Here is a 22,527-nt window from a genome sequence, read left to right as displayed (position 1 = left end):
GCCCAAACAAAAAGAGTAAGGATTCTTGATGCAACGGCGTTACATCACCGTCGACGTTTTCACCGACCGGGCCTTCGGGGGCAATCCGCTCGCCGTCGTAATGGATGCCGGCGGGTTGTCGACGGCGCAGATGCAGGCGATCGCGACCGAATTCAATTATTCCGAAACCACCTTCGTGCTGCCGCCGCAAGACTCGGCGCATGATGCGCAGGTTCGCATTTTCACCGTGCGTTCCGAAATTCCATTCGCAGGTCACCCCAATGTCGGCACCGCCTTCGTGCTGGCAACACAGGCGGAAAAGCCGCCGGCGCGGCTCAAGTTTGAGGAGAAGGCGGGTCTGGTGCCGGTCGAGATCCTGACCGGACAAGACGGGGTCGTCGGTGCCGAACTGACCGCGCCGCAGCCGCTCAAGAGGTTGACGCAATTGAGCGCGGAGCAGGCGGCGGCCTGCCTTTCGCTGTCCGCGGCGGACGTGAAAACCGATCGCCATCCGCCGCAGATCGCCTCCGTCGGTTTGCCGTTTCTGATGGTCGAACTGGCGACGCGCGAGGCGTTGCGGCGGGCGAAGCCGGATGCGGCGGCGTTCGGCAAGACCTTCCCGTGCGACGGCTCGGACGCGGTCTATTTCTACACGCCCGACGTGCCGGGTAGCGAACAGCCGCTCGACCTGCAGGCGCGCATGTTTCATCCAGGCTCCAGCGGCCTTTCCGAGGATCCCGCCACCGGCAGCGCAACCGCCGCCGCCGCGGCGCTGCTCGCCGATCTCGACAACACGCAAGACGGCGAACTGAAATTGCGGATCGGCCAGGGCGTCGACATGGGGCGGCCGAGCCTGTTGCTGACACGGATCCGCAAGCAAAACGGCGCGGTCGTCTCCGCTCATGTCGGCGGCGGCTGCGTGCAGATGATGGAGGGGTCGTTCCGGCTCAAGGGGGAGGGGTAGGCTCGAGGCAGGGAGGCCGTCATTGCGAGCGAAGCGAAGCAATCCATCTCACCACGGAAAGAAAGAATGGATTGCTTCGTTCGCTTCGCTCCTTGCAATGACGGCGAAATCTCACACCTGCGGCGCGACCAGGTTCTCGGTACTGATGCCGTCGCGGTCCTCGATGATTTCCGCGATCCATTGCCGGTGGCAATGCCGGTGGTCGCGCTCATAGCAGAGGATGCAGATGGGTCCCGATTTCTGCACCAGCGCCGACAACTCGTCGAGCTCTTCCCTGGCCTGCGGCGTCTTCAGATGCTTCGAATAGATCTTGTGCAACCGGTCGAATTCGCCGCTGCGCGCCGCCTCGCGGCCCTCTTTCGGCGTGCCGAGCCCGCGCAGGTGCAGATAGGCGATGCCGCGCTCATCCAGCCCGGCCGCAAGCTGGTTCTTGGAAAAGCCCGGACGGCGGGACGACGCGATGGCGCGCACATCGACCAGAAGTTTCACGCCGGCCTGCTCGAGCTCGTCGAGTACGGCGTTGGCAGGCGTCTGTTCATAGCCGATGGTGAAGAGCTTCGCAGCCTTCTTCGCGGCCTTCTTCGCGCCCTTGGCCATGGGATCCCCCGATCACTTCACGCGTTCGATCAATTCCATCGCGCCCGCAGGCGCGCGCACCTTGCCCTCGTGGATCACATAGGCAAACACGTCGCGCGGCGCCTTCTTCGGCTTTGTGTCATCGACGCGCGGCAAATCGTCCGGCTCGCCGCCGCCGGCCCAGGCCTGAAATCGCTTTGCCCAGGCATCGAGTTGCTTGGGCGGATAGCAGGTCTTCAGTTCGTCATTGCCTTTTTGCAGCCGGGCATAAACAAAATCGCTGGCGATGTCGGCAATCGCGGGATACTTGCCGTGCTCGGCGAACACGACGGGGGTGTCGAACTTGCGCAACAGCGCGATAAAATCAGGCACGCAGAAACTGTCGTGCCGGACTTCGACCACATGGCGCAGCGCGCGGCCGTCGAGCTTGCGCGGCAGCAATTCGAGAAACTTTCCGAAATCGGCCGCGTCGAATTTCTTGGTCGGCGCGAATTGCCAGAGCACCGGGCCGAGGCGATCGCCGAGTTCCAGCACACCGGAATCATAAAACCGCTTCACGGAATCGCCGGCTTCCGCCAGCACGCGGCGGTTGGTGGCGAAGCGCGGCCCCTTCAGCGAGAACACAAAACCGTCCGGCACCTCGCTGGCCCATTTGCGAAAGCTCTCCGGTTTCTGCGAGCCGTAATAGGTGCCGTTGATCTCGATCGATGTCAGCTTCGAGGCGGCATAGGAAAGCTCCTTCGCCTGCGTGAGTTTTTCCGGATAGAACACGCCGCGCCACGGCTCAAAGGTCCAGCCGCCGATGCCGATATAGATGTTGCCGGATTTGGTGGAAGCGGTCTTCGGGGCTTTGGTCACGGAAGGGCTCGTCTCAAAGGAGGAGGGCGTTGTTCGGGCCGGAGACTAGTCAAACCAATCGTAATTGGCCAGTTCGCCGGAAATGCGACGTCCGCGCTTACCCGCGTCGGTTGTTCGAGCTAAATTGACAAAAAAGGGAGAAGAACAATGCGCATGATGATCGCGGCCATTCTGGCGATGACGACCTCCGTTGCGATTGCCGACGAGGTCGACGACGCGCACCGGCTGGCGGTGTCGGGCCGCGACTCCTATTGGAACTGCCTCGCCCGGGAATATCCGCGGGACAGCAACAAGAACCTGTCGGAAGCGGATTTCGTCGCGCTGATCGCCGGCGCCTGTCGTTCCGAACGGCAGAATTTCAGGGTGGCGCTGGTGGATTATCTTGCGATGCAATTTCCCGACAATGAGGCCGGCGCCAACATGACGACGGCCAACAACGCCATCGCCCTGGCCCAGAAGGACATTGTGACGGCGTTCGCCCGGCGCAAGGCGGCGTCGAAGTAGCCGTCCGCACCGACCTTGAGCCCTATTCCTTCGGCCCGATTTTCCATGATATCAATTCGTCAGAACAGAAGGGATCGGCGGGTATGAGTTCCCAGTCAGTCGCGGGTATTTTGGGCGCTATTATCGCTTCGGTTGTGCTGGTGGCTGCGATCGCGTATGGTCCGATCGGACAATTCGGCAAGCCGCCGGCCAAGCCGGCCAGCGCTCAGCCGGCGGCAGAGCAGCCGGCGCCAGCGGCGCCAAGGGGCCCGGTGATCCGGGAAGTGCCCAATTGATTAACGCGGGGGGCCTCTTGCGGAATGCCCTTTGCATCCCTATTTGGCTTATAACGGCGACGTCGACGCTTAAGAAGCTCCGGCGCTGGGACGACCATGAATAGCCAGGCAGCGCCGGATGTACGCGCGCCCTTCTGTTCGTGGTCGTTGGCATTTTTAGAGCGTTTTCAAGCGAAGCATGCCCTCGGACTTGATCCGAGGGTGGCTACCGGTTCGCGTAAAGAAAACGCGTCAAACCAACAACCAGGCTGTTTTGGCCGGTTTTTTCCACCGACCAGCCTCTATCCCGGAACCCTGCCTTGGCAGCGCTGGCGGCTGCGGATATACGCTTGGCCGTCATGAATGAAGCCATCAAACCGGGCCCCGAAATCCCGTCGCAGGCCACCGGTTTGCCCCAGCTTTCGGTCGTCGTCCCCACCTTCAACGAGCGCGACAACGTCACCGTGCTGTACCGGCGGCTCGACGCGACGCTGAAAGGCGTGGCCTGGGAAGTCGTCTTCGTCGACGACAATTCCCCCGACGGCACCTGGGAAGTGGTGCGGGGCCTGGCGCGGCAGGATTCTCGCGTCCGCTGCATCCGCCGGATCGGCCGCCGCGGACTGTCCGGCGCCTGCATCGAGGGCATCCTGGCCTCAAGCGCGCCCTATGCCGCGGTGATCGACGCCGATCTGCAGCATGACGAGTCGCAGCTGCCGAAGATGTTCGGGCTATTGCAAAGCGGCGAGGCCGAGCTCGTGGTCGGCAGCCGCTATATCGAGGGCGGCAGCGCCGACAGTTTCAACAAGCAGCGCGCCGGCGCCAGTCAGCTGGCGACCGAAGTCGCCAAGCGCGTGCTCGCGGTCCAGGTCAAGGATCCCATGAGCGGCTTCTTCATGATCCGCCGCGACCGCTTCGAGCAATTGGCGCCGCAGCTCTCCACCCAGGGCTTCAAGATCCTGCTCGACATCATCGCCACCGCGCATGGCCAATTGCGCACCATCGAGGTTCCCTTTACCTTCGGCGCGCGCCAGCACGGCGAGAGCAAGCTCGACTCCATGGTGGCGCTGGATTTCCTCGGGCTGGTGCTGGCGAAGAAGACCCGTGACGTGGTGTCGCTGCGCTTCCTGTTGTTTGCCATGGTCGGCTCGATCGGCCTGATCGTGCATCTGTTGACGCTGTTCGTCGCGCATGAAGTCTTCGACGTGGTGTTTGCGGAAGCGCAGGCCGCCGGCGCGTTTGTCGCCATGACCAGCAATTTCATCCTGAACAATTTTCTCACCTATCGCGACCAGCGGCTGAAGGGTTTTGCGATCCTGCGCGGCTTGCTGCTGTTCTATCTCGTCTGCAGCGTCGGCCTGTTCGCCAATGTTGGCGTCGCGTTCTCGGTCTACGACCAGCAGCCGATCTGGTGGCTCGCGGGCGCCGCCGGCGCGCTGATGGGCGTGGTCTGGAACTACGCGATGTCCGGACTGTTCGTCTGGCGCAAGCGATGAAGAATAGCGTTTTCAAGCGAGGTGGATGCCCGGTTCGCGTGAAGAAAACGCGTCGAAACAATAGACCAAAATGAACCCGAACGAGGCGCGACTTGTCCTCAACACGGTTCTGACGATCCTGGCGCTGGTCGTGCTGCGCCTGGTTGCCGCCGCCTACACGCCGCTCACCTTCGACGAAGCCTATTACTGGATGTGGTCGAAGAGTCTGGCCGGCGGTTATTACGATCATCCGCCGATGGTAGCTCTGGTGATCCGGTTCGGCACGCTGATTGCCGGCGACACCGAACTCGGCGTGCGGCTGGTCTCGATCCTGCTCGCGCTGCCGATGAGCTGGGCGGTCTATCAGACCGCCGCGACCCTGTTCGGCGGCCGCCGCCTGGCGTCGACCGCGGCGATCCTCCTCAACGTCACGCTGATGGCGGCGGTCGGCACCATGATCGTCACCCCGGATGCACCGTTGCTGGTGGCGTCGAGCTTTGTGCTGTTTGCGCTGGCCAAGGTGCTGCAGACCGGACGCGGCGCCTGGTGGCTTGCGGTCGGGATCGCCACGGGAGCGGCGCTGCTGTCGAAATACACCGCGCTGTTTTTTGGACCGGCGATCCTGATCTGGCTGGTCGCCGTTCCAAAATTGCGGTGCTGGCTGATCTCGCCATGGCTTTATCTCGGCGGCCTCGTCGCGCTCTTGATGTTCGCGCCGGTCATCCTGTGGAACGCCGATCACGGCTGGGTTTCCTTCATCAAGCAGATGGGCCGCGCGCGGATCGAGGATTTCAGGCCGGCCTTCATCGCCGAATTGATTCCGACGCAGATCGCATTTGCGACACCGCTGGTGTGGATCCTGGGCGCGATGGGGCTTTACGCGCTGTTCAAGCGCGGCGCCGGGGCGCTGGGGGCACGCGCGCTGATCAACACGACGTTCTGGACCATCGTCGCCTATTTCGTCTGGCATTCGCTGCACGCCCGCGTCGAGGCGAACTGGTTCGCGCCGGTCTATCCGGCGTTTGCGATCGCAGCCGCAGTCGCCGCCAATCTGACGCAATGGAACGTGGGCGAGCAGCGCATGGTCGACTTCTGCCTGCGCTGGGCGGCGCCGACCGGCATCGTGATGTTTGCGCTGTTGATCGTGCAGGCCAACACCGGCGCGCTCACGGCCTATCGCCGCGACGCCACGGTGCGCAGCGTCGGCGTCGGCTGGCGCGACCTGGCGCGCGAGATCGAAGCGGTGCGGGCGCGCACCGGTGCTTCCTGCGTATTCGCGCCGGATTACGGCACCACCGGCTGGCTCGCCTTCTATCTGCCGAAGGGCACCTGCGTTGCGCAGCAGAGCCAGCGCATCCGCTGGGTCAATATGCCCGAGCCTGACGCAAAGCAGCTTGCCGGCAAATTGCTCTACGTCCACGAGGTCTGGCCCGGCGATCCCCTGAAGGACATGTTTGCCCGCGTCGAGAAGGTCGCCGAGGTCCCGCGCAAGCGCGGCCCGCTCACCATCGAAACCTACGCGCTCGATGTGCTGGAGGGACCGAAGGGCGAAGTGTTCGACCGCTCGCCGCCGCCGGAACTGGAGTAGGGAGCGTTCGCGGAATTCATTGACCGCGGACACAATTGCTGTGGAACCCCCGCATGAATACGGGGTGATTTTGTGCATGCACCGCAATCATTTTGGCATGCCTCAGATTGGCCGGCGTTTAATCCGCATTTAACTAAAACTCGCCTTAATGACGCTCCGCGCCTCTGCGAGATGCTGCGGCGGAACCTTTCGGCCGTGGCATCAAAGAGGGACCAAGTGGAACTGTTCTGGACGCAGGGCGAATGAGTACGAGTACCGGTGCGTTTGGCCTTGCGGCCCACACCCGCAAGCAATCTTCCCGCAAGATCTTCCCGCGACACTTCTTCGGCAGCGCTGCCATCGCAGGCCTCGTGCTGGGCTGCGCCTGGACCGTTTATACCAATGTATTCGGCGCCAGCATCTATCCGTTGGTGAACAACGCGGCGTTCGACCCACCCGTCATCAAGCGGCCGGTCGCAGTTGCGGCGCGTCCCGCGACGCCGGCCTTCAATGAAGTGTTCGCGTCCGTTGCGGCGCCCGCGCCTGTCTTGTCGAAGCCCGAGACCGTGCAACCTTCGATTATGTTTAACGAAAGGTTTGCAGCCGCGGCGCCGCAAAGCGAAGCCTCGAAGGTTGCAGAGGTCGCGCCGCCAACTGACGCGCCGGCACTCGCCGAGGTGTCCGAGCCGGTAAAGGCATCGAAAGTCGCCGAATCGCCGAAACCTGCGGCCGCAACCAAATTAGCGGAAGCGCCGAAGCCAAAGGAAATGGCGCCCGCCGCCGCGTCGACCCAGGTTGCACTCAATGTTCCGGCGCCGACGACGCCGCGGGCTGCCGAGGCAAAATCCGCGGAAGCCAAGCCCGCAGAAGTAAAGACCGCTGCAAAAACGCCGGGCGACACGGTCCGCGACATGGCGCAACGCGCCAAGGCGGCCGTGATGTCGATTGCTTCCAACGAGAAGCAAACCATCGTCGAAAAACTGTGGGGCAAACAGCCGTCGCACGGATCGCTGCTGTCCTACGCTTCCGCCGACGCCAGCGTCACCGGCAGCATTCCTTCCACCGTCAACCAGAACCCGATGCTCGGCGGATCGCCGCCCTATGACCGGCAGACCGCGGTATATGACGTCTCCGCGCACATGGTCTATTTGCCCGACGGCTCCAAGCTTGAAGCGCATTCCGGCCTCGGCTCCATGCTCGACGATCCTCGTTCCTCGCGCATCAGGATGCGAGGCGTGACGCCGCCGCATATCTACGAGCTGACGCCGCGCGAGGCGCTGTTCCACGGCGTGCCGGCCTTGCGGCTGAATCCGATCGGCGGCGAAGACAAGATTTTTGGACGCAGCGGCCTGCTGGCGCATACCTACATGCTCGGGCCCAACGGCGATTCCAACGGCTGCGTTTCCTTCAAGGACTATTACGCCTTCCTCAATGCCTATCGTAACCAGGGCATCAAGCGTCTCGCCGTGCTGGCGCGGGTGGAGTGAGCCCGCGCGAGCGATCAAACCGCCGCGGTCTTGCGCAACTGCATCTCGATGCCGATAGCCGCCTTGACCTGCGGCCGCGCCTGGAAGCGTTCGAGATAGGCGACCAGCGACGGCCACTGCGCCACGTCGACACCTCCACGCCCGAGCAATAGCAGCGCCCAGCCGAAATACGCGTCCGCTACGGTGAAGCGCTCGCCGACCAGATATTGCCTGCCTTCAAGATGTTCGGCGGCGACCGAGACGTTGTTGCCGATGCGTTCGCGCGCGCTCGCTTTTGCCGCGTCGTCCTTGTACCAGAAGGTTGGAAACAGAAAGGCCTTGTGGATCTCGGTGCCGACGAAGCTGAGCCATTCCTGCAGGCGATAGCGGTCGGGATCGCCGGGCGGCGGCGCCAGTCCGAGGTCCGGTTTGATGTCGGCGATGTATTGCAGCACGGCGGCGTTCTCGGTCAGCCGTTCGCCGTTCTCAAGCACCAGCACCGGGACGGCGCCCTTCGGCGAGACCGCCCGGAAGTCGCGGTCATCCACCGGAATTGTCTTGTTCCAGATATTCACCAGATGATAGCGCGGCTCGATCCCGGCCTCCATCAGCGCGATCCGGCTCGCGAGCGAACAGGCCATCGGGTAGAAATAGAGCTGCAGCATGGGTGATCTCCCTGTCTTGTGCGGTCAGACCAGCGCGCCGGCGCCGCGCGCGATGATGGCAAAGCGGTCGGACAGTTCGGCAAGCGCGACCTCGTGAATCGTTGCGGCCGATATCGTCCCGCCGCGCCCGTCGGGAAGGTCGCGGGTGGCGCAGCTATCGGCGTCAACCGTGGTGCGGAAGCCGAGATCGAGCGCGGCACGCGCGGTGGAGCTGACGCACATATGCGTCATCAGCCCGGCGAGGATGATGTTCTTGCGTCCGGTCGCGGCGAGGCGCGCCTGCAGATCGGTGCCGGCGAAGGCGTTGGGCAATTCCTTCTCGATCACCGGCTCGTCGGCGCGCGGAGCCAGTGCGGCGACGATGGCGCCGCGTTCCGCGGTGCGATCGAACAGGCCGCCGGGCCGTCCGCGGTGCGCGACATGAAACACCGCAGCGCCGCTGCTCCGCGCCCGCGCCAGCAATTTTCCGGCGTTCGCGATCGCGGCATCGGCATCGGGCAGGGCGATCGGGCCTGCGCGATATTCGTTCTGCAGGTCGATCAGCACGAGGCAGGAATCGCCGAGCCTGGGAAGGCTGAGGTCGGCGCCGGCAAGCTGGAGCAGGGTTTTCGTGGCAATCATGGTTTTAAGGATATTTCAATCGGAGACGTCGCGCCTCCGATAGTGCGCCGGGGGTGGCCTGCTTTCACGCAGGAATATCGCAGCCCGTGGCTGCGTTATTGCAGGCGGAAAGGGCCTCGTGATAGGTTACGGGCATGAACTGGGACGATCTGCGCATCGTTGCCGCGGTCCGGGACGAAGGCACCTATGCCGGCGCCAGCGCGCGGCTGCGCATCGACGAGACGACGGTCGGGCGGCGGCTGGCGCGGATCGAGCGCGCGTTGGGCCTTCGATTGTTCGAGGCCGTCGACGGGCTGCGCAAGCCGACCCGGCAATGCGAGACGGTTTTGGCGCATGTCCAGGCGATGGCGGGTCAAGTTGCCGAGATCAACAAGGTCGGTGAAAGCCTGCCGGGCCTCACCGGGCGCTTCCGGATTGCCTCCACCAATGCGGTCGCGGAAGAGTTGCTGTCTCCGCGCGCCGGCGATTTTCTGGCAGGGAATCCGGGGCTGAGCGTTCAACTGCTGACCTCCAGCGAGAACGTCAAATTCTCGCGCTGGGAAGCCGATCTCGCCATTCGCCTGCGCAAGCCCGACAAGGGCGATTTCACGATTTCAAAACTGGCGGAAGTCCGGCTCTATCTGATCGAGCCCGCGACCGAAGCCGATGTCGACCCGGTGGTCTGCGGCTATTCCGACGAGCTCGGCGCCATTCCGGAGTCGCAATATCTCAAAGCGCGGGGGTTGCATCAGCGCGCCCGCTGCATCAGCGACAATGTGCGGGTGATCCGAAGAATGATCGGGTCCCATCAGGCCGTCGGCATCCTGCCCGAATATTCCTGCCAGGAGTTGCTGGCCGATCGCCGCCTGCGCGCAACCTTGCTGCCGCAGCGCCGCGACGTCTGGCTGCTGGTGCAGAACCATCTCAAGCGCGACCCCGCAGCGCGTGCGGTGATCGACTGGGTGCGCGACTGCTTCCAGGAGGTTTCGAATCTGTAGCTGTTGGCACCAGCATGATGCTCGGGCCCGAACGTGAGCTTCGTCATGCCCGGCTCCCGGAGCGACCGGCTCTCGCCTGTACTAAATGAAGGCGAAGACGACAATGTGGAGTTGCGCTTCATATCAGCTTCGCTATTTTGATCGAAACACCCCGAGGAAATTCATGACAACAATTGAAGAAGCAAGCCGGCCGTCGCGATGGATCAAGGTAACGCTTGTCGTCGTGGCCGTGATTTTGCTGTCGTTGGTATTTTCCCCGATCCTGTTTCGGACCTTCCTGTTTCAACCCTTCAACATGCCAAGCAATTCGATGACGCCGACGGTTCTGTACGGCGATTATTTCTTTGTCTCGAAATATGCCTATGGCTACACCCATTATTCGCTTCCGTTTTCGCCACGGCTGTTTTCCGGACGCATCTTCGGGTCAGAACCGGCGCGCGGCGACGTTGTCATATTCCGTCTGCCGAAAGACGACTCGGTCGACTACATCAAGCGCGTGGTGGGATTGCCCGGCGACCGCATCCAGATGAAGGAAGGGCAGCTTTACATCAACAGCACCGCGGTGGCGCACGAGCCGTTGGCGGATTTTGCAGGCGGAGATTCCTGCGGATCGAACGACGGCGCCAGGATAAAACGCTGGCGCGAGACCCTGCCGAGCGGCGTCAGTTATGAGACGCTGGACTGCGTCAAAAACGGCTATTACGACAACACCAATGTCTACACGGTGCCGGCAGGCCATTTCTTCGTGATGGGCGACAACCGCGACAATTCGACCGATAGCCGGGTGCTTTCGGCGGCGGGCTATATCCCGCTGGAAAATGTCGTCGGCCGCGCCGGGCTGATCTTCTACTCTCGCGCGTCTGGGTCAGACCCGGTCGCGCCAGGCGCTCGTTCCGAGCGGATAGGCACGTTCATTCGTTGAACGCCCGAGCTTCATGGTTACGCAAGATATGTCCGAGCCTGATTTTCAGCCAACGCTGACCGGCCCCACCATCATCGTCAGGCCGATCGCCGCGGATGATTGGCCGGAGCTGTTCGCCGCCGGCTCCGACCCGGAGATCTGGAAGGTGCATCCGGTCCACGATCGCTACACCGAGCCCGGGTTCAGGAAGTTCTTCGACGGCGCGATCGAGTCGAAAATGGGTTTTGTGTTCGTCGATCAATCGACCGGCCGGCTGATCGGCTCGAGCCGGTATTATGGTTATGAGCCCGCGCGCAGCGAGATCGAGATCGGCTGGACCTTCATCGTGCGCAGCCACTGGGGCGGCCGCGCCAATCGCGAAGTGAAGCGCCTGATGCTCGATCACGCCTTCACCTTCGTCGATACCGTGGTGTTCTGGGTCGGCGACCACAACTGGCGCTCGCAGGGCGCGATGACCAAGATCGGCGGCGTCAGGCGAGAGGGACTGTTCACGCGCGAGTTGTCGGGAGACAGGCCGTACTACATTTTCGAGATTACGAAGGGGCGATACGAGCAGGGTGGACGCGCGCTGGTTGGCTGAAAACTTGCAAAGCAATCGTCAGGCCGCGGTGCTCGGCCCGATCTTCTTGTAGCTGTGCGTTCTGGATCGCCGCACGGACCATCTTGGTCGGCTCGATGATGCCCTTGGAGACCAATTGCCGTATTCGCCGGCCGGCGAGTCGAACCCGTAGTTGTACGGGTCGGTCCTTCTCGATCATCTTGCCGACGATGATGGAGCCGTCTTCACCGGCGTTGAGCGCGAGCTGGCGGGACGGCGCGGAGCGCCTTGCGCAGAATCTCGACGCGGGTCTTCTGGCCCATGGCAGCCGCTCATTGCGGAGAAGCGACGGCCGCAGTCTTGAGAGCGGAACAGGCTCGTCGGTCGAGAGCAGCTTTGCCGTGTGCCGGAATTGGAACTGCGGTTTCCCGCACTCTTACGGTGTTACCCATGCGTATTTTTGTCACGCATGCGTATTTTATAGTTGCGTCCAGCGGCTCATTTGCCTCTAACTTCTCATGCTGCTGCGAGCAGACAGTCCGCCGCGCGGCCGCGTTTGGAGTTTATTGTTAGAGCGAGGGCGTATTTGAGTGAGCGCGCATAGCGAAAGCAGATTTAAACCTGGTTTAATGTCGCCGATCGGCGACACCGCAAATGGAGAAGGCCGCGGCCTCACCGCGGGTCCCCCGCAGTGACGCCTCGCGGCGGAATGGGTAATCGCCTTCTAGGAGCATTGCCGGCATCGGACCTCGATCTGCTGGGGCCCGAGCTTGAGACGATCTCGCTCGATCAGGACGGGGTCCTTTCGCAGGCGGGCGACGATATCGATTACGTCTTCTTCCCTCATAGCGGCGCCATCTTGCTGATGATCGACATGGCGGATGGACGCACGGTAGCCACCGCGGCAATTGGGCGTGAGGGGGCAGTGGGCACGCTTTCGGTGCTGGGGCCGTCACCTTCGGCCATTACCGCGGTCGTTCGTGCGGCGGGCACGGCCACTCGGATCCCTGCATCGCGATTTCACGCCGCCTTCAGCCGAAGTCCCGCGATTCGGCATGCGGTCCAGATTCACATCAGGTCGATGCTTATGCAGTTCCAGCTCGGCGCGGCCTGCAATGCGCTGCACCCGGTCGAAGCCCGTATGGCTCGCTGGCTGCTCCAGCTTCGCGACCGCATCGACGACGATGTTCTCCCGCTCACCCAGCAGACGCTGGCGCAAATACTCGGTGTGCGACGAACGACGGTAACGCTCTTGATGCGCAATCTCCGAGCGCGCGGGGCGATCAGGTCCGATCGACGAGGCCTCTTCGAGATCGACCGAGCGCGGCTCGAAGCGACAGCGTGCGAATGCCACAGCGCCATGCGTCTCGAAGTCGAGGAGATCTTCCCGGCGAATACGACCCGATCTCGCGCGGCGGTTCTGCCCGAAAATGGGCGCATCCCTGAATCGGGCGATGCCATGTAGGTGCGTTTCCGCGCGACCGCTTAACCTTGCGGCGCGGCGTTCCCGGAAGGCCCCATCAAGAGCGATCCTCCGCCAAGCCAGGTTCTCTGCCGCCAACGGATGCCGCCTCGAGTTTGGCAAGCTCGCGCAGCACCTTCGCCGTCTGGCGCAGCTCGTTGCGCTCGGGGCCCGGCTTCAGCCGTCGTGCTTCGTCAAGAAAGTCCTTGGCCTGCAGCAACCAGGTGGATGTTTCAGCCGAGATTTGCATGCGCGCCATGGTGTCCCTCCATCGCGATCGTCACTTGATCTGTGTCGATGATTACGCCGGGGAGCCCGCGCTGCGACGCCGTACCCGGATGCTCGGCTCGTCGACCCAGGCTTCCCGCGCAAACCACGCGTGATCGATGCGGCAGATCGGGCATCGGGTGCGCGAGAAAAACACCGCGCGGCGCCCAAAGCTCTCGCGGTCAGTCTGGATGCCGGTAGGAATCGCGTGTCCGGTTTGCGGACATTTGACCATGACCATTCCCATGTAGTCCTCCCTCGAAATTGGTCTTCAGTGTTTCTTGCAGAAAAGTACCGGCCGGTTGGAGTGCGCCTCTTGTCGGTGCGGTTACTTGGGGGGCATCGCGCACCTTGTCTGATCGAGCATCGGCCAGTGGGGGCTGCATGCTCGCTGCTGGGCTTGTTCCAACCGGCCGGATCCCTCCTCAAACGAATCCTGGACGTGAATTGAGCGGGCTTTTTTAGCCGACTTGGTGGAGAACCTTGGTGAAGTGCTTCCTGATCGGCTCGCCCGTTTCCGTCGCAAGCTTCTGGGCAAGCGCCAACAATTCCTTGTTCTGGTCCGATGCGGTGTCGAATGCCTTGCGCGTTTGCGCCGCGGACAAGGCAAAGACATCGGTAGCTGACCTGCTGCCGATGAGATGGACGAAGAAATCGAGCGCAGATGCGGTATTGGCGTTCGAGATTTCGAACACCTTGAGCCCGTAGTCGGTCGCGCTTCGGGCATTGCTCGAAAAGGTCTCGCGCAGCGCTTCCGTCATCTTCTCTGACGCGGCCTTGATCGTCTCGCAGCCTTCCCGTGCGCGGGCCAAACTCTGCTCGGCAAGCTCGCCGCTCAGGCCAGGCAAGGCGATCTTCGAGAAGTCCAACATCGGCGTCCCGAAAACATTCGTTCCGTTCAGCGTGACCTTCATTTCGCTTTCACTCACGGCACCATTCCTCTTCTCAAGCGAAAGCATTCCCCGCGACGCTCGCTTGCGTCACGAAAGCTCACGCTCCGTGTTGGATCAGTTTCTGGATGAGCTTTGATTAGCCCCGACACTACTTTGCGTCAGGAGAAACGGGACTGTCGGTTCGGTTTGCGACTCTCGGGCCAAATTTTTTTTGAAATTGTCAATACAAACAAACGTATATTTACGGAGGTCCTGTGCATAACAGGGATATCCAAGGGAGCACAAAGCCTCCTCTTCACCGTAGCGTTGCGAAAGAGACTTCGGCGTTAACTGCGTTGCGGGCGGCCATTCGCGTCGTCTGCCCAAACAAAAACCCCGGCATCGCTGCCGGGGTTTTGCATTCTTGTAACCGCCGGAGGGCTGGATCAGAAATCCATGCCGCCCATGCCACCGCCCGGGGGCATACCGCCGCCGCCAGCGCCGGACTTCTTCGGCAGTTCGGCGATCATGGCTTCGGTGGTGATCAGGAGAGCCGCAACCGAAGCTGCGTTCTGGATCGCCGCACGAACCACCTTGGTCGGGTCGATGATGCCCTTGGTGACCAGGTTGCCGTATTCGCCGGTCTGCGAGTCGAAGCCGTAAGCGTACTGGTCCTTCTCGAGGATCTTGCCGACGATGACGGAGCCGTCCTCGCCTGCGTTGATCGCGATCTGGCGAGCCGGCCAGGAAAGCGCCTTGCGGACGATCTCGACGCCGGTCTTCTGGTCGTCGTTCTGGGTCCGGATCTTCTTCAGCTGCTCGGAAGCACGCAGCAGGGCGACGCCGCCACCCGGCACGATGCCTTCTTCAACCGCCGCACGGGTCGCATGCATCGCGTCATCAACGCGATCCTTGCGCTCCTTGACTTCGACTTCGGTCGCGCCGCCGACGCGGATCACCGCGACGCCGCCAGCGAGCTTGGCCAGACGCTCCTGCAGCTTCTCACGGTCGTAGTCCGAGGTGGTTTCCTCGATCTGCGCCTTGATCTGCTGAACGCGGGCTTCGATGTCGGCCTTCTTGCCGGCGCCGTTGACGATGGTGGTGTTCTCCTTGTCGATCATCACCTTCTTGGCGCGACCGAGCATGGCGAGCGTGACGTTCTCGAGCTTGATGCCGAGATCTTCCGAGATCGCCTGACCACCGGTCAGCACCGCGATGTCCTGCAGCATGGCCTTGCGGCGATCGCCGAAGCCCGGCGCCTTGACGGCGGCAACCTTCAGACCACCGCGGAGACGGTTCACAACGAGCGTGGCCAAGGCCTCGCCTTCGACGTCTTCCGCGACGATCACCAGCGGCTTGCCGGTCTGCACCACGGCTTCGAGCAGCGGCAGCAGCTCGTTCAGCGAGGAGAGCTTCTTCTCGTTGATCAGGATGTAGGCATCGTCCATTTCAACGCGCATCTTGTCGGCGTTGGTGACGAAGTAGGGCGAGATGTAGCCGCGGTCGAACTGCATGCCTTCGACGACGTCGAGTTCGGTCTCGAGCGACTTGGCTTCTTCAACCGTGATGACGCCCTCGTTGCCGACCTTCTTCATGGCATCGGCGAGGAACTTGCCGATTTCGGCGTCGCCGTTGGCGGAGATGGTGCCGACCTGGGCGATTTCCTCGTTCGAGGTGACCTTCTTGGAGTTCTTGACGAGGTCGGCGACCACGGCTTCCACCGCCAGGTCGATACCGCGCTTCAGGTCCATCGGGTTCATGCCGGCGGCAACCGACTTGGCGCCTTCACGGACGATCGCAGCCGCCAGAACGGTCGCGGTGGTGGTGCCGTCGCCGGCAGCATCTGCGGACTTGGAAGCGACTTCGCGCACCATCTGCGCGCCCATGTTCTCGAACTTGTCCTCGAGCTCGATCTCCTTGGCGACGGTGACGCCGTCCTTGGTGATGCGGGGAGCGCCGAACGACTTGTCGAGCACGACGTTGCGGCCCTTGGGACCGAGCGTCACCTTGACGGCGTTGGCGAGGATGTCGACGCCGCGCAGCATGCGGTCGCGGGCATCCACGCCGAATTTGACTTCTTTAGCTGACATATTTGATTTCCCTGAGTTGTTGTCTGTCTCTCACCCTATTGGGGAGGCGCCACGCAGGCGCTCCCCAGGGTGAGCGGTGCGGCGAAAAGCTTAGGCGGCCTTCTTCTTGGAGGCGGGAACGTCGGTGAGGACGCCCATGATGTCGCTTTCCTTCATGATCAGCAGCTCCTGGCTGTCGATCTTGACCTCGGTGCCCGACCACTTGCCGAACAGGACGCGGTCGCCGACCTTGAGGTCGATCGGGATCAGCTTGCCGGCTTCGTCACGGCCACCGGGGCCGACGGCGACGATTTCGCCCTGCGACGGCTTTTCCTTGGCACTGTCGGGAATGATGATGCCGCCTGCGGTCTTCTCTTCGGCGTCGATGCGCTTGACCACGACGCGGTCGTGAAGCGGACGGAATTTCATGCAGTCCTCCTAAGTTTCTGAAGATGTTGTCAGATTCTGAAAATTTGGCAGTCCGGGCCAGCGAGTGCCAGCACGGCTGGGCAGGACATAGGCCAGACTTGTTCGGGGGACAAGGGCTTCTAGCAGAAAAATTGGCACTCAAATATGACGCCTGCCAATTTCGTTCATCATGATTAATTCGGCGGGGAACCTGCCAAACCTCGTATTAGCACGTGCGGTAAGCTGCTGCTAACGCGACCTTTTTCAACAGATCGTTAAACATTTAGGCTTGTGATGGATGGGTATCGTGCGTCACATTTCTCTCATGTGAGCGCATCTCCGCCGGGGTGGCTCGGTGCGGCCACCACGTGAAATGCGCTCCAGCAATGGAGGTTGGCATGGTGTCGCAGGTTGGAGTTGTTTCCGACGATTTCCGGAAACAGGTGCTGGGTTACGGGCTGACGACGGCGCAAATTCTCTATCGGATGCCGGATCATCCCTCGCTGCTGCAGACCTATGTCTGGCAGAACTACGACCTGTTTCCGAAATTCCCGGCGTTGAAGGACTTTCTGGCCTTCTGGCAGGAAAAGCTCGACGGCCCCTTGTTCTCGGTCACGGTCGCGCATTCCAAGCTGATCAAGCCCGCCGAGCTGCGCGCCGTCGACGGCGTGTTCAGGCTGCATTGAGCCAAGATCCTAGGGTGGGCAAAGGCGCTCTTGCGCCGTGCCCACCACGACACTGGGAATTTGTTGAAACACCTCTGGTGGACTCGCTTCGCGTAGCCCACCCTACGAAATTCGTTTTGTGCTAGCCTTCTCCCACCGAACGAAAAGGGAGGACACAAAAATGGCCAAGCAAAAGGCAACATCAAGAGCCGCAGCCAAAACCGCGGTGAAGAAGAAATGGGCAGGCCTCAGAGGCGCCGCCAAACCCTCATCCCGCAAGACTATCAAATCGAAGGGCCGCGTTTCCGCGGCCAAACCCAAGACAGTATCGAAGACTGCAGCGAAGGCGCGGCCGAAGCAGCGCATCGCCATCAGCCATCATCGTGAAGAGGATTTTAAGGCCGACGGCCTTCGCACCTACGCAAAGTACCGCGATCTCGGCATTGCCGATGCGACCCACGGCCTGGCGCAGGCGCATGTGATCCGGTTGATCGGGCCATGCAATCCGGCGGAGGTCTCAAAGCTGCATTACCACGACGTCGAATTCCAGATGGTCTATGTGCTCAAGGGCTGGGTGAAGACCTACATGGAAGGCCAGGGCGAGACGCTGATGAAAGAGGGCAGCGCCTGGACCCAGCCGCCGCGCATCAAGCATCTGATCATGGATTATTCCGATGACGTCGAATTGCTGGAAGTGATTTTGCCGGCGGAGTTCAAGACGGTGGAATTGGCGTCGTAACACGTTGTCGTTCCGGGGCGACGCGAAGCGTCGAACCCGGAACCTCGAGATTCCGGGTCTGGTCCTTCGGACCATCCCGGAATGACAGCGGGGCCGTTACGTCAACACCCCCACGATCGCGCCCATCAGGCACGTCGTCAGCGTGCCCGAGACGATCGACTTCAATCCCAGCGCATTGATTTCGTCGCGGCGGGTCGGGGCCATGGTGCCGAGGCCGCCGATCATGATACCGAGGCTGCCGAAATTGGCAAAACCGCACATCGCATAAAGCATGATCAGCCGCGAACGCGGATCGAGCGCATCCGTGCCGAGCTTTGACAGATCGACATAGGCGATCAACTCGTTCAGCACGGTTTTTGTGCCCATCAGGCTTCCCGCCGTGATCGCCTGCGGCCATGGCAGGCCTATCAGCCAGCATACCGGCGCCATCACATAACCGAGCAGCCGTTGCAGCGAGATTTTGGCGCCGGCGATCTCGGGCAACAGCCCGAGGATCGCGTTGGCGAGATAGACCAGCGCCACCAGCACCAGCAGCATGGCGATGATATTGAGCAGCAGCTCCAGCCCGGACGCGGTGCCCTTGACGATCGCGTCCATCGTGCTGGAAGCGACCTGACCGGGATCGGCGTCGGCCAACCCGGGCACTTGGGACGCGCCGCCGGTGCGCTGGTCCGACGTCTCCGGCACCATGATCAGGCTGATCAGGATTGCCGCCGGCGCGCCGAGCACGGAGGCGATGACGAAATGCGCGGCGGCGTCGGGGATCAGCGGCGCCAGCAGCGTGGCGTAGAGCACCAGCACGGTGCCGGCGATTCCGGCCATGCCGCCGGTCATCACCAAAAAGAGCTCGCTGCGGGTCAGTTGCGCCAGATAAGGGCGGATGAACAGCGGCGCCTCGACCATGCCGAGAAAGATATTGGCGGCGGTCGACAGCCCCACTGCACCGCCGACGCCGAGCGTGCGCTCCAAGAGCCACGCCATGCCGCGCACGATCGGCGGCAGCACGCGCCAGTAAAACAACAGCGTCGTCAGCACGCTCATGACAAGGATGATCGGCAGCGCCTGAAACGCCAGGATGAAATCCGCGCCCGGCGACTTGAGATCGAAGGGCAGGGCGCCGCCGCCGAGATAGCCGAACACGAACGAGGCGCCGGCGCGGGAAGCCGCCGAGATCGTATTGACGGCGTCGTTGATGGCGCCGAACGCTTTTGCCACCAGCGGCAGCTTGATCAGGACCAGCGCGGTCACCAGCGTGACCGCAAGCCCGATGGCCATCTGCCGGATTGAGACCGCGCGGCGGTTTTCGCCGAGCCCCCAGGCGATGGCCAATAGCGCCAGAACGCCGAACGCCGATTGCAATTGCAGCATGATCCCCAAGCCCCGCTTTCAGCGATTATGGCAGCGGCGGAGTTCAAAGCGCAATGCCGGGCCCGTCTGCCGGCGCGGCCATTGACAACGGGGCGATGGTCGGTCACGGCGTCATAAACAAGACGGAAGCGGGGCCGCACGGCTCACGCTTTGAACGCAGGACCGGTCGAGCCATGTCTTCCATCATGCCCGCGGGCGCCGGCGCTCTGCTCAAGCATCGATCCTTGCTGCTGTTTCTGCTGTCGCGCAGCCTGTCGCGGTTCTCCAGCCAGATCGGCGCGGTGGCGATCGGCTGGCAGATCTATGACCTGACCGGCAGCGCGTTCGACCTCGGCATGGTCGGGCTGGTTCAGTTTCTGCCCACCGCGTTGTTGCTGTTCGTCGCCGGCCATGCCGCCGATCGTTACGAGCGCAAGCGCGTCGTGCAGCTTTGCCAGTTTGCCGAAGCGCTGACGGCGTTGTTTCTCGCCTGGGGCGCCTATTCGGGCTGGCTGACGGTGACGCATATTTTCATCGCGACGTTCGTGCTGGGAACGGCGGGGGCGTTCGAGAGCCCGACGACATCGGCGCTGCTGCCGCTGATCACGCCGCCGGGTTCGCTGCAACGTGCGACCGCGATCTCGAGCGGTGCTACGCAAGTCGCCACCATCACCGGGCCGGCGCTCGGCGGTCTCGCTTATGCCGTGATGCCCAGCATGCCCTATGGCATCATGGTGCTGTTCTGGCTGTTCGGAGCGATCCTGACCGGCGGCATTCGCCTGCTGCAACCGGCCGCGGTCGGGGATGCGGCGACGCCGGGCGATCTGTTCGCCGGCGTCAGGTTCGTTCGCAACAATCCTGCGATCCTGGGAACGATCTCGCTCGATCTGTTCGCGGTGCTGCTCGGCGGCGCCACCGCGCTGTTGCCGATCTATGCGCGGGATATCCTTGAGGCCGGGCCGCTCGGCCTCGGCATCCTGCGCGCAGCACCCGCGGTCGGCGCCTTGCTGATGACCGCGTTCCTCGCGCGCCACACCATCCACCGCCGCGTCGGCATGCGCATGTTTCAGGCCGTGATCGTGTTCGGCGCGGCGACCGTCGTGTTCGCGCTGTCGCACTGGATGTGGCTGTCGGTGCTGGTGCTGGCGATCCTCGGTGCTGCCGATACCATCAGCGTGGTGATCCGGTTTTCGCTGGTGCAGCTGGCGACGCCCGACGAGATGCGCGGCCGCGTCGGTGCGGTGAATTTCCTGTTCATCAACGCTTCCAACCAGCTCGGCCAGTTCGAGAGCGGCGTGACCGCAGCGCTGTTCGGCGCGATGCCGGCCGCCGTGCTCGGCGGCGTCGGCACCATCGCCATCGCGCTGTTGTGGATGAAGTTGTTTCCGGCGCTGCGGGATGTGGAGAAGCTGGAGTAGGGGGAGGCGGCATCCACCTACTCGCCTCATCCTGAGGAGCCGCGCTTGCGCGGCGTCTCGAAGGATGGGCCACATCGGGGCCGCATGGTTCGAGACGGCGCTAAGAAGCGCCTCCTCACCATGAGGGTCTTTTCGGCGCTATCAGCCCCGTCCGACGAACGGCATCTTGCTCGCCATGACCGTCATGAACAGCACGTTGGCGTCGAGCGGCAGGCCGGCCATATAGGCGACGGCGTCGCCGACGGCTTTCGCATCCATGCGCGGCTCTTGTTTCATCGTGCCATCCGGCTGCATCACGCCGGGGCCGGCAACCATGCGGTCGGTCATCGGCGTTGCGGCATTGCCGATATCGACCTGGCCGACCGCGATGTCGTACATGCGGCCGTCGAGGTTACTGGCCTTGGTGAGACCAGTGATGGCGTGCTTGGTCGAGGTATAGGCCGCGGAGAACGGCCGCGGCGCGTGCGCCGAGATCGAGCCGTTGTTGATGATGCGGCCGCCGCGCGGGGTCTGGTCCTTCATGATGCGGAAGGCGTGCTGGGTGCACAGGAACGGGCCGGTGAGATTGGTGTTCACCACGGCCTGCCACTGTTCGAGGCTGAGATCCTCAAAGTTCACCGGCGGCGCGCCCATGCCGGCATTGTTGAAGAGAACGTCGAGCCGGCCATAGGTGTCCATCACCTTGGCGAACAGCGCCGCGATCGAGCCGGGATTGGTCATGTCGGCGGACACGCAGATGCTCTTGCCGACATTGTCGCCGAGCTTTTTGGTCTCTTCCAGCATCTCCAGGCGGCGCCCGGCGAGCACCACCGTGAAGCCCGCATTCATCAGCGCCAGCGATGCCGCGCGCCCGACGCCGGTGCCGGCACCGGTGACGATTGCGATCTTGTTTGCTGCCTCGGCCATGGTTTCCTCGCCTTCAGTTTTTTGTTTCTGTTTCGGATTTGTAGGGTGGTCTTGGAATATTCTGATGCGCCGCGCGCAATGCCGCCGACCAGCGCGAGCGCAGATCGTGGAAATAGGGTTCGCCGGCCTCGATGCGGTGATTGAGATCGGCCTCGCAGGCATCCGCGCGCACCACCAATACGTCGATCGGAAGGCCGACGCCGAGGTTGGAGCGCATGGTCGAATCCATCGAGATCAGGCTGGTCTTCAGCGCCTCATACAGCTCGACGTCGTAATGCATCGCGCGATCGAGCACCGGCTTGCCGTATTTGTGCTCGCCGATCTGCAAATAGGGCGTGTCGGTGGTGCATTCGATGAAATTGCCGGCGGTGTAGACCATGAACAGCCGCATCCGCGAGCCCTTGATCTGGCCGCCGAACAGGAACGAGACGTCGAACGAAACGTCTTCCGATTTCAGCGCGTCGCCTTCGGTGGCGTGCACGTTGCGGATGGCGCGGCCGATGCGCTGGGCTGCCTGGAACATGGTCGGCGCGTTCATCAGGGTTTCGATCTCGCCGGTGTGCGGGTCTTCGAGCCCTTCGGTCAGGGTCGACAGCACCGACTGGCTGATCGCGAGATTGCCGGCGCTGGCGATCGCCATGATGCGCTCGCCGGGCTTGGAGAAAATGTGCAGCTTGCGAAAGGTCGAGACGTTGTCGAGCCCGGCATTGGTGCGGGTATCCGCGATCATGACGAGGCCGTCCCGAACCAGAATTCCGCAACAATAGGTCATTCCCAGTCCCCAAACGCGTCCGAGTTTCTCGGCGCCAAACTAGTAGCCAATTTCAGGGGGGCATCCAACCCCAATTCCCCGTGGCGCGGTATGCGTCCAATGGGTAAAAAGACGCATTGGGCGTCGGGCGGAGCCTGCGCCTTGATATGCGCCTGGGCCCTGGTGTCTCCGCGTTTGGTGGCCAGGCTGAACCACGAGTATTGATTAAGCCCTCGGCCTCCGGCACGCTGGCGCCTCCA

Annotated in this window: 25 protein-coding genes and 1 pseudogene; 13 read left to right on the top strand and 13 right to left on the bottom strand. The window is 62.6% G+C overall.

The window, feature by feature from the left end; genetic code table 11:
* Positions 1–28: 28 nt before the first annotated feature.
* Complete coding sequence (locus V1289_RS03100; RefSeq protein ID WP_334395579.1) at positions 29–943, top strand: PhzF family phenazine biosynthesis protein; 915 nt, start codon at positions 29–31, stop codon at positions 941–943.
* 111 nt (positions 944–1,054) lie between these two features.
* Here V1289_RS03100 and V1289_RS03095 read toward each other — a convergent pair whose 3' ends face one another.
* Both V1289_RS03095 and V1289_RS03090 read right to left on the bottom strand, forming a co-directional pair.
* Complete coding sequence (locus V1289_RS03095; protein ID WP_334395578.1) at positions 1,055–1,540, bottom strand: DUF488 domain-containing protein; 486 nt, start codon at positions 1,538–1,540, stop codon at positions 1,055–1,057.
* A gap of 12 nt (positions 1,541–1,552) precedes the next feature.
* A complete protein-coding gene (locus V1289_RS03090; RefSeq protein ID WP_334395577.1) occupies positions 1,553–2,377 on the bottom strand; it encodes a DUF72 domain-containing protein in 825 nt (274 codons plus the stop codon).
* Between the two features lie 147 nt (positions 2,378–2,524).
* Here V1289_RS03090 and V1289_RS03085 point away from each other — a divergent pair, with 147 nt between their 5' ends.
* From V1289_RS03085 to V1289_RS03065, 5 genes are all read left to right on the top strand, one after another.
* On the top strand, positions 2,525–2,881 hold the full coding sequence (locus tag V1289_RS03085) for a hypothetical protein (RefSeq protein WP_334395576.1): 357 nt from the start codon (positions 2,525–2,527) through the stop codon (positions 2,879–2,881).
* 83 nt (positions 2,882–2,964) lie between these two features.
* Positions 2,965–3,156, top strand: coding sequence for a hypothetical protein (locus V1289_RS03080; protein WP_309177940.1), 192 nt, complete (start codon positions 2,965–2,967; stop codon positions 3,154–3,156).
* A 338-nt stretch (positions 3,157–3,494) separates the two neighbouring features.
* Positions 3,495–4,628 (top strand): glycosyltransferase family 2 protein, encoded by a 1,134-nt coding sequence (locus tag V1289_RS03075; protein ID WP_334407245.1) that lies wholly within the window; start codon positions 3,495–3,497, stop codon positions 4,626–4,628.
* Between the two features lie 70 nt (positions 4,629–4,698).
* Positions 4,699–6,195: a glycosyltransferase family 39 protein gene (locus V1289_RS03070; RefSeq protein ID WP_334395575.1), complete on the top strand. Its 1,497-nt coding sequence runs from the start codon at positions 4,699–4,701 to the stop codon at positions 6,193–6,195.
* A gap of 242 nt (positions 6,196–6,437) precedes the next feature.
* Positions 6,438–7,661 (top strand): DUF2778 domain-containing protein, encoded by a 1,224-nt coding sequence (locus V1289_RS03065; RefSeq protein WP_334395574.1) that lies wholly within the window; start codon positions 6,438–6,440, stop codon positions 7,659–7,661.
* A gap of 14 nt (positions 7,662–7,675) precedes the next feature.
* Here V1289_RS03065 and V1289_RS03060 read toward each other — a convergent pair whose 3' ends face one another.
* Positions 7,676–8,305, bottom strand: coding sequence for a glutathione binding-like protein (locus tag V1289_RS03060; RefSeq protein ID WP_334395573.1), 630 nt, complete (start codon positions 8,303–8,305; stop codon positions 7,676–7,678).
* Between the two features lie 24 nt (positions 8,306–8,329).
* Positions 8,330–8,926, bottom strand: coding sequence for a cysteine hydrolase family protein (locus V1289_RS03055; protein WP_334395572.1), 597 nt, complete (start codon positions 8,924–8,926; stop codon positions 8,330–8,332).
* Positions 8,927–9,060: 134 nt separating this feature from the next.
* Here V1289_RS03055 and V1289_RS03050 point away from each other — a divergent pair, with 134 nt between their 5' ends.
* The 3 genes from V1289_RS03050 (at position 9,061) to V1289_RS03040 (ending at position 11,405) form a co-directional block, all read left to right on the top strand.
* Complete coding sequence (locus tag V1289_RS03050; RefSeq protein WP_334395571.1) at positions 9,061–9,903, top strand: LysR family transcriptional regulator; 843 nt, start codon at positions 9,061–9,063, stop codon at positions 9,901–9,903.
* A gap of 163 nt (positions 9,904–10,066) precedes the next feature.
* Positions 10,067–10,825 (top strand): signal peptidase I, encoded by a 759-nt coding sequence (lepB, locus tag V1289_RS03045; RefSeq protein ID WP_334395570.1) that lies wholly within the window; start codon positions 10,067–10,069, stop codon positions 10,823–10,825.
* Positions 10,826–10,853: 28 nt separating this feature from the next.
* Entirely contained in the window at positions 10,854–11,405 is a 552-nt protein-coding gene (locus V1289_RS03040) for a GNAT family N-acetyltransferase (RefSeq protein WP_334395569.1), read from the top strand.
* Positions 11,406–11,460: 55 nt separating this feature from the next.
* On the opposite strand, the pseudogene groEL reads toward V1289_RS03040, so the two are convergent.
* Positions 11,461–11,680: pseudogene (gene groEL, locus V1289_RS03035) on the bottom strand (chaperonin GroEL); the annotation flags it as partial.
* Positions 11,681–12,072: 392 nt separating this feature from the next.
* Here groEL and V1289_RS03030 point away from each other — a divergent pair.
* On the top strand, positions 12,073–12,828 hold the full coding sequence (locus tag V1289_RS03030) for a Crp/Fnr family transcriptional regulator (RefSeq protein WP_442896163.1): 756 nt from the start codon (positions 12,073–12,075) through the stop codon (positions 12,826–12,828).
* A 55-nt stretch (positions 12,829–12,883) separates the two neighbouring features.
* Here the strand turns inward: V1289_RS03030 and V1289_RS03025 are convergent, their stop codons facing one another.
* The 5 genes from V1289_RS03025 to V1289_RS03005 all read right to left on the bottom strand — a co-directional run bounded on the left by V1289_RS03025 (position 12,884) and on the right by V1289_RS03005 (position 16,462).
* Positions 12,884–13,084 (bottom strand): hypothetical protein, encoded by a 201-nt coding sequence (locus tag V1289_RS03025; RefSeq protein WP_334395567.1) that lies wholly within the window; start codon positions 13,082–13,084, stop codon positions 12,884–12,886.
* 42 nt (positions 13,085–13,126) lie between these two features.
* Complete coding sequence (locus tag V1289_RS03020) at positions 13,127–13,339, bottom strand: hypothetical protein (RefSeq protein ID WP_334395566.1); 213 nt, start codon at positions 13,337–13,339, stop codon at positions 13,127–13,129.
* A 214-nt stretch (positions 13,340–13,553) separates the two neighbouring features.
* Positions 13,554–14,021, bottom strand: a complete 468-nt coding sequence (locus tag V1289_RS03015) for a phasin family protein (RefSeq protein ID WP_334395565.1) — start codon at positions 14,019–14,021, stop codon at positions 13,554–13,556.
* 389 nt (positions 14,022–14,410) lie between these two features.
* Positions 14,411–16,054 (bottom strand): chaperonin GroEL, encoded by a 1,644-nt coding sequence (groL, locus tag V1289_RS03010; protein ID WP_309177929.1) that lies wholly within the window; start codon positions 16,052–16,054, stop codon positions 14,411–14,413.
* Between the two features lie 90 nt (positions 16,055–16,144).
* Positions 16,145–16,462 carry a co-chaperone GroES gene (locus tag V1289_RS03005; RefSeq protein WP_074275059.1) on the bottom strand — a complete coding sequence of 106 codons (318 nt, stop codon included), beginning with the start codon at positions 16,460–16,462 and terminating at the stop codon, positions 16,145–16,147.
* A 377-nt stretch (positions 16,463–16,839) separates the two neighbouring features.
* Between V1289_RS03005 and V1289_RS03000 the strand changes: the two genes are divergently transcribed.
* Positions 16,840–17,127: an usg protein gene (locus V1289_RS03000; RefSeq protein ID WP_074278385.1), complete on the top strand. Its 288-nt coding sequence runs from the start codon at positions 16,840–16,842 to the stop codon at positions 17,125–17,127.
* A gap of 160 nt (positions 17,128–17,287) precedes the next feature.
* The gene (locus V1289_RS02995) at positions 17,288–17,845 is read left to right on the top strand and encodes a cupin domain-containing protein (RefSeq protein WP_334395564.1); all 558 of its coding nucleotides are present in this window, start codon (positions 17,288–17,290) and stop codon (positions 17,843–17,845) included.
* Positions 17,846–17,941: 96 nt separating this feature from the next.
* On the opposite strand, the gene V1289_RS02990 is transcribed toward V1289_RS02995, so the two are convergent.
* Positions 17,942–19,213, bottom strand: coding sequence for a NupC/NupG family nucleoside CNT transporter (locus V1289_RS02990; RefSeq protein WP_334395563.1), 1,272 nt, complete (start codon positions 19,211–19,213; stop codon positions 17,942–17,944).
* Between the two features lie 173 nt (positions 19,214–19,386).
* Between V1289_RS02990 and V1289_RS02985 the strand changes: the two genes are divergently transcribed.
* A complete protein-coding gene (locus tag V1289_RS02985) occupies positions 19,387–20,610 on the top strand; it encodes an MFS transporter (protein WP_334395562.1) in 1,224 nt (407 codons plus the stop codon).
* A 141-nt stretch (positions 20,611–20,751) separates the two neighbouring features.
* On the opposite strand, the gene V1289_RS02980 is transcribed toward V1289_RS02985, so the two are convergent.
* Positions 20,752–21,516, bottom strand: coding sequence for an SDR family oxidoreductase (locus V1289_RS02980; protein ID WP_334395561.1), 765 nt, complete (start codon positions 21,514–21,516; stop codon positions 20,752–20,754).
* A 13-nt stretch (positions 21,517–21,529) separates the two neighbouring features.
* Positions 21,530–22,288 (bottom strand): proteasome-type protease, encoded by a 759-nt coding sequence (locus V1289_RS02975; RefSeq protein WP_309177924.1) that lies wholly within the window; start codon positions 22,286–22,288, stop codon positions 21,530–21,532.
* Between the last annotated feature and the right edge of the window lie 239 nt (positions 22,289–22,527).

Origin of the sequence: Bradyrhizobium sp. AZCC 2289 (assembly GCF_036924615.1) — a bacterium.
Classification (GTDB): domain Bacteria; phylum Pseudomonadota; class Alphaproteobacteria; order Rhizobiales; family Xanthobacteraceae; genus Bradyrhizobium.
This window is presented reverse-complemented; position numbering and strand designations above follow the sequence as displayed.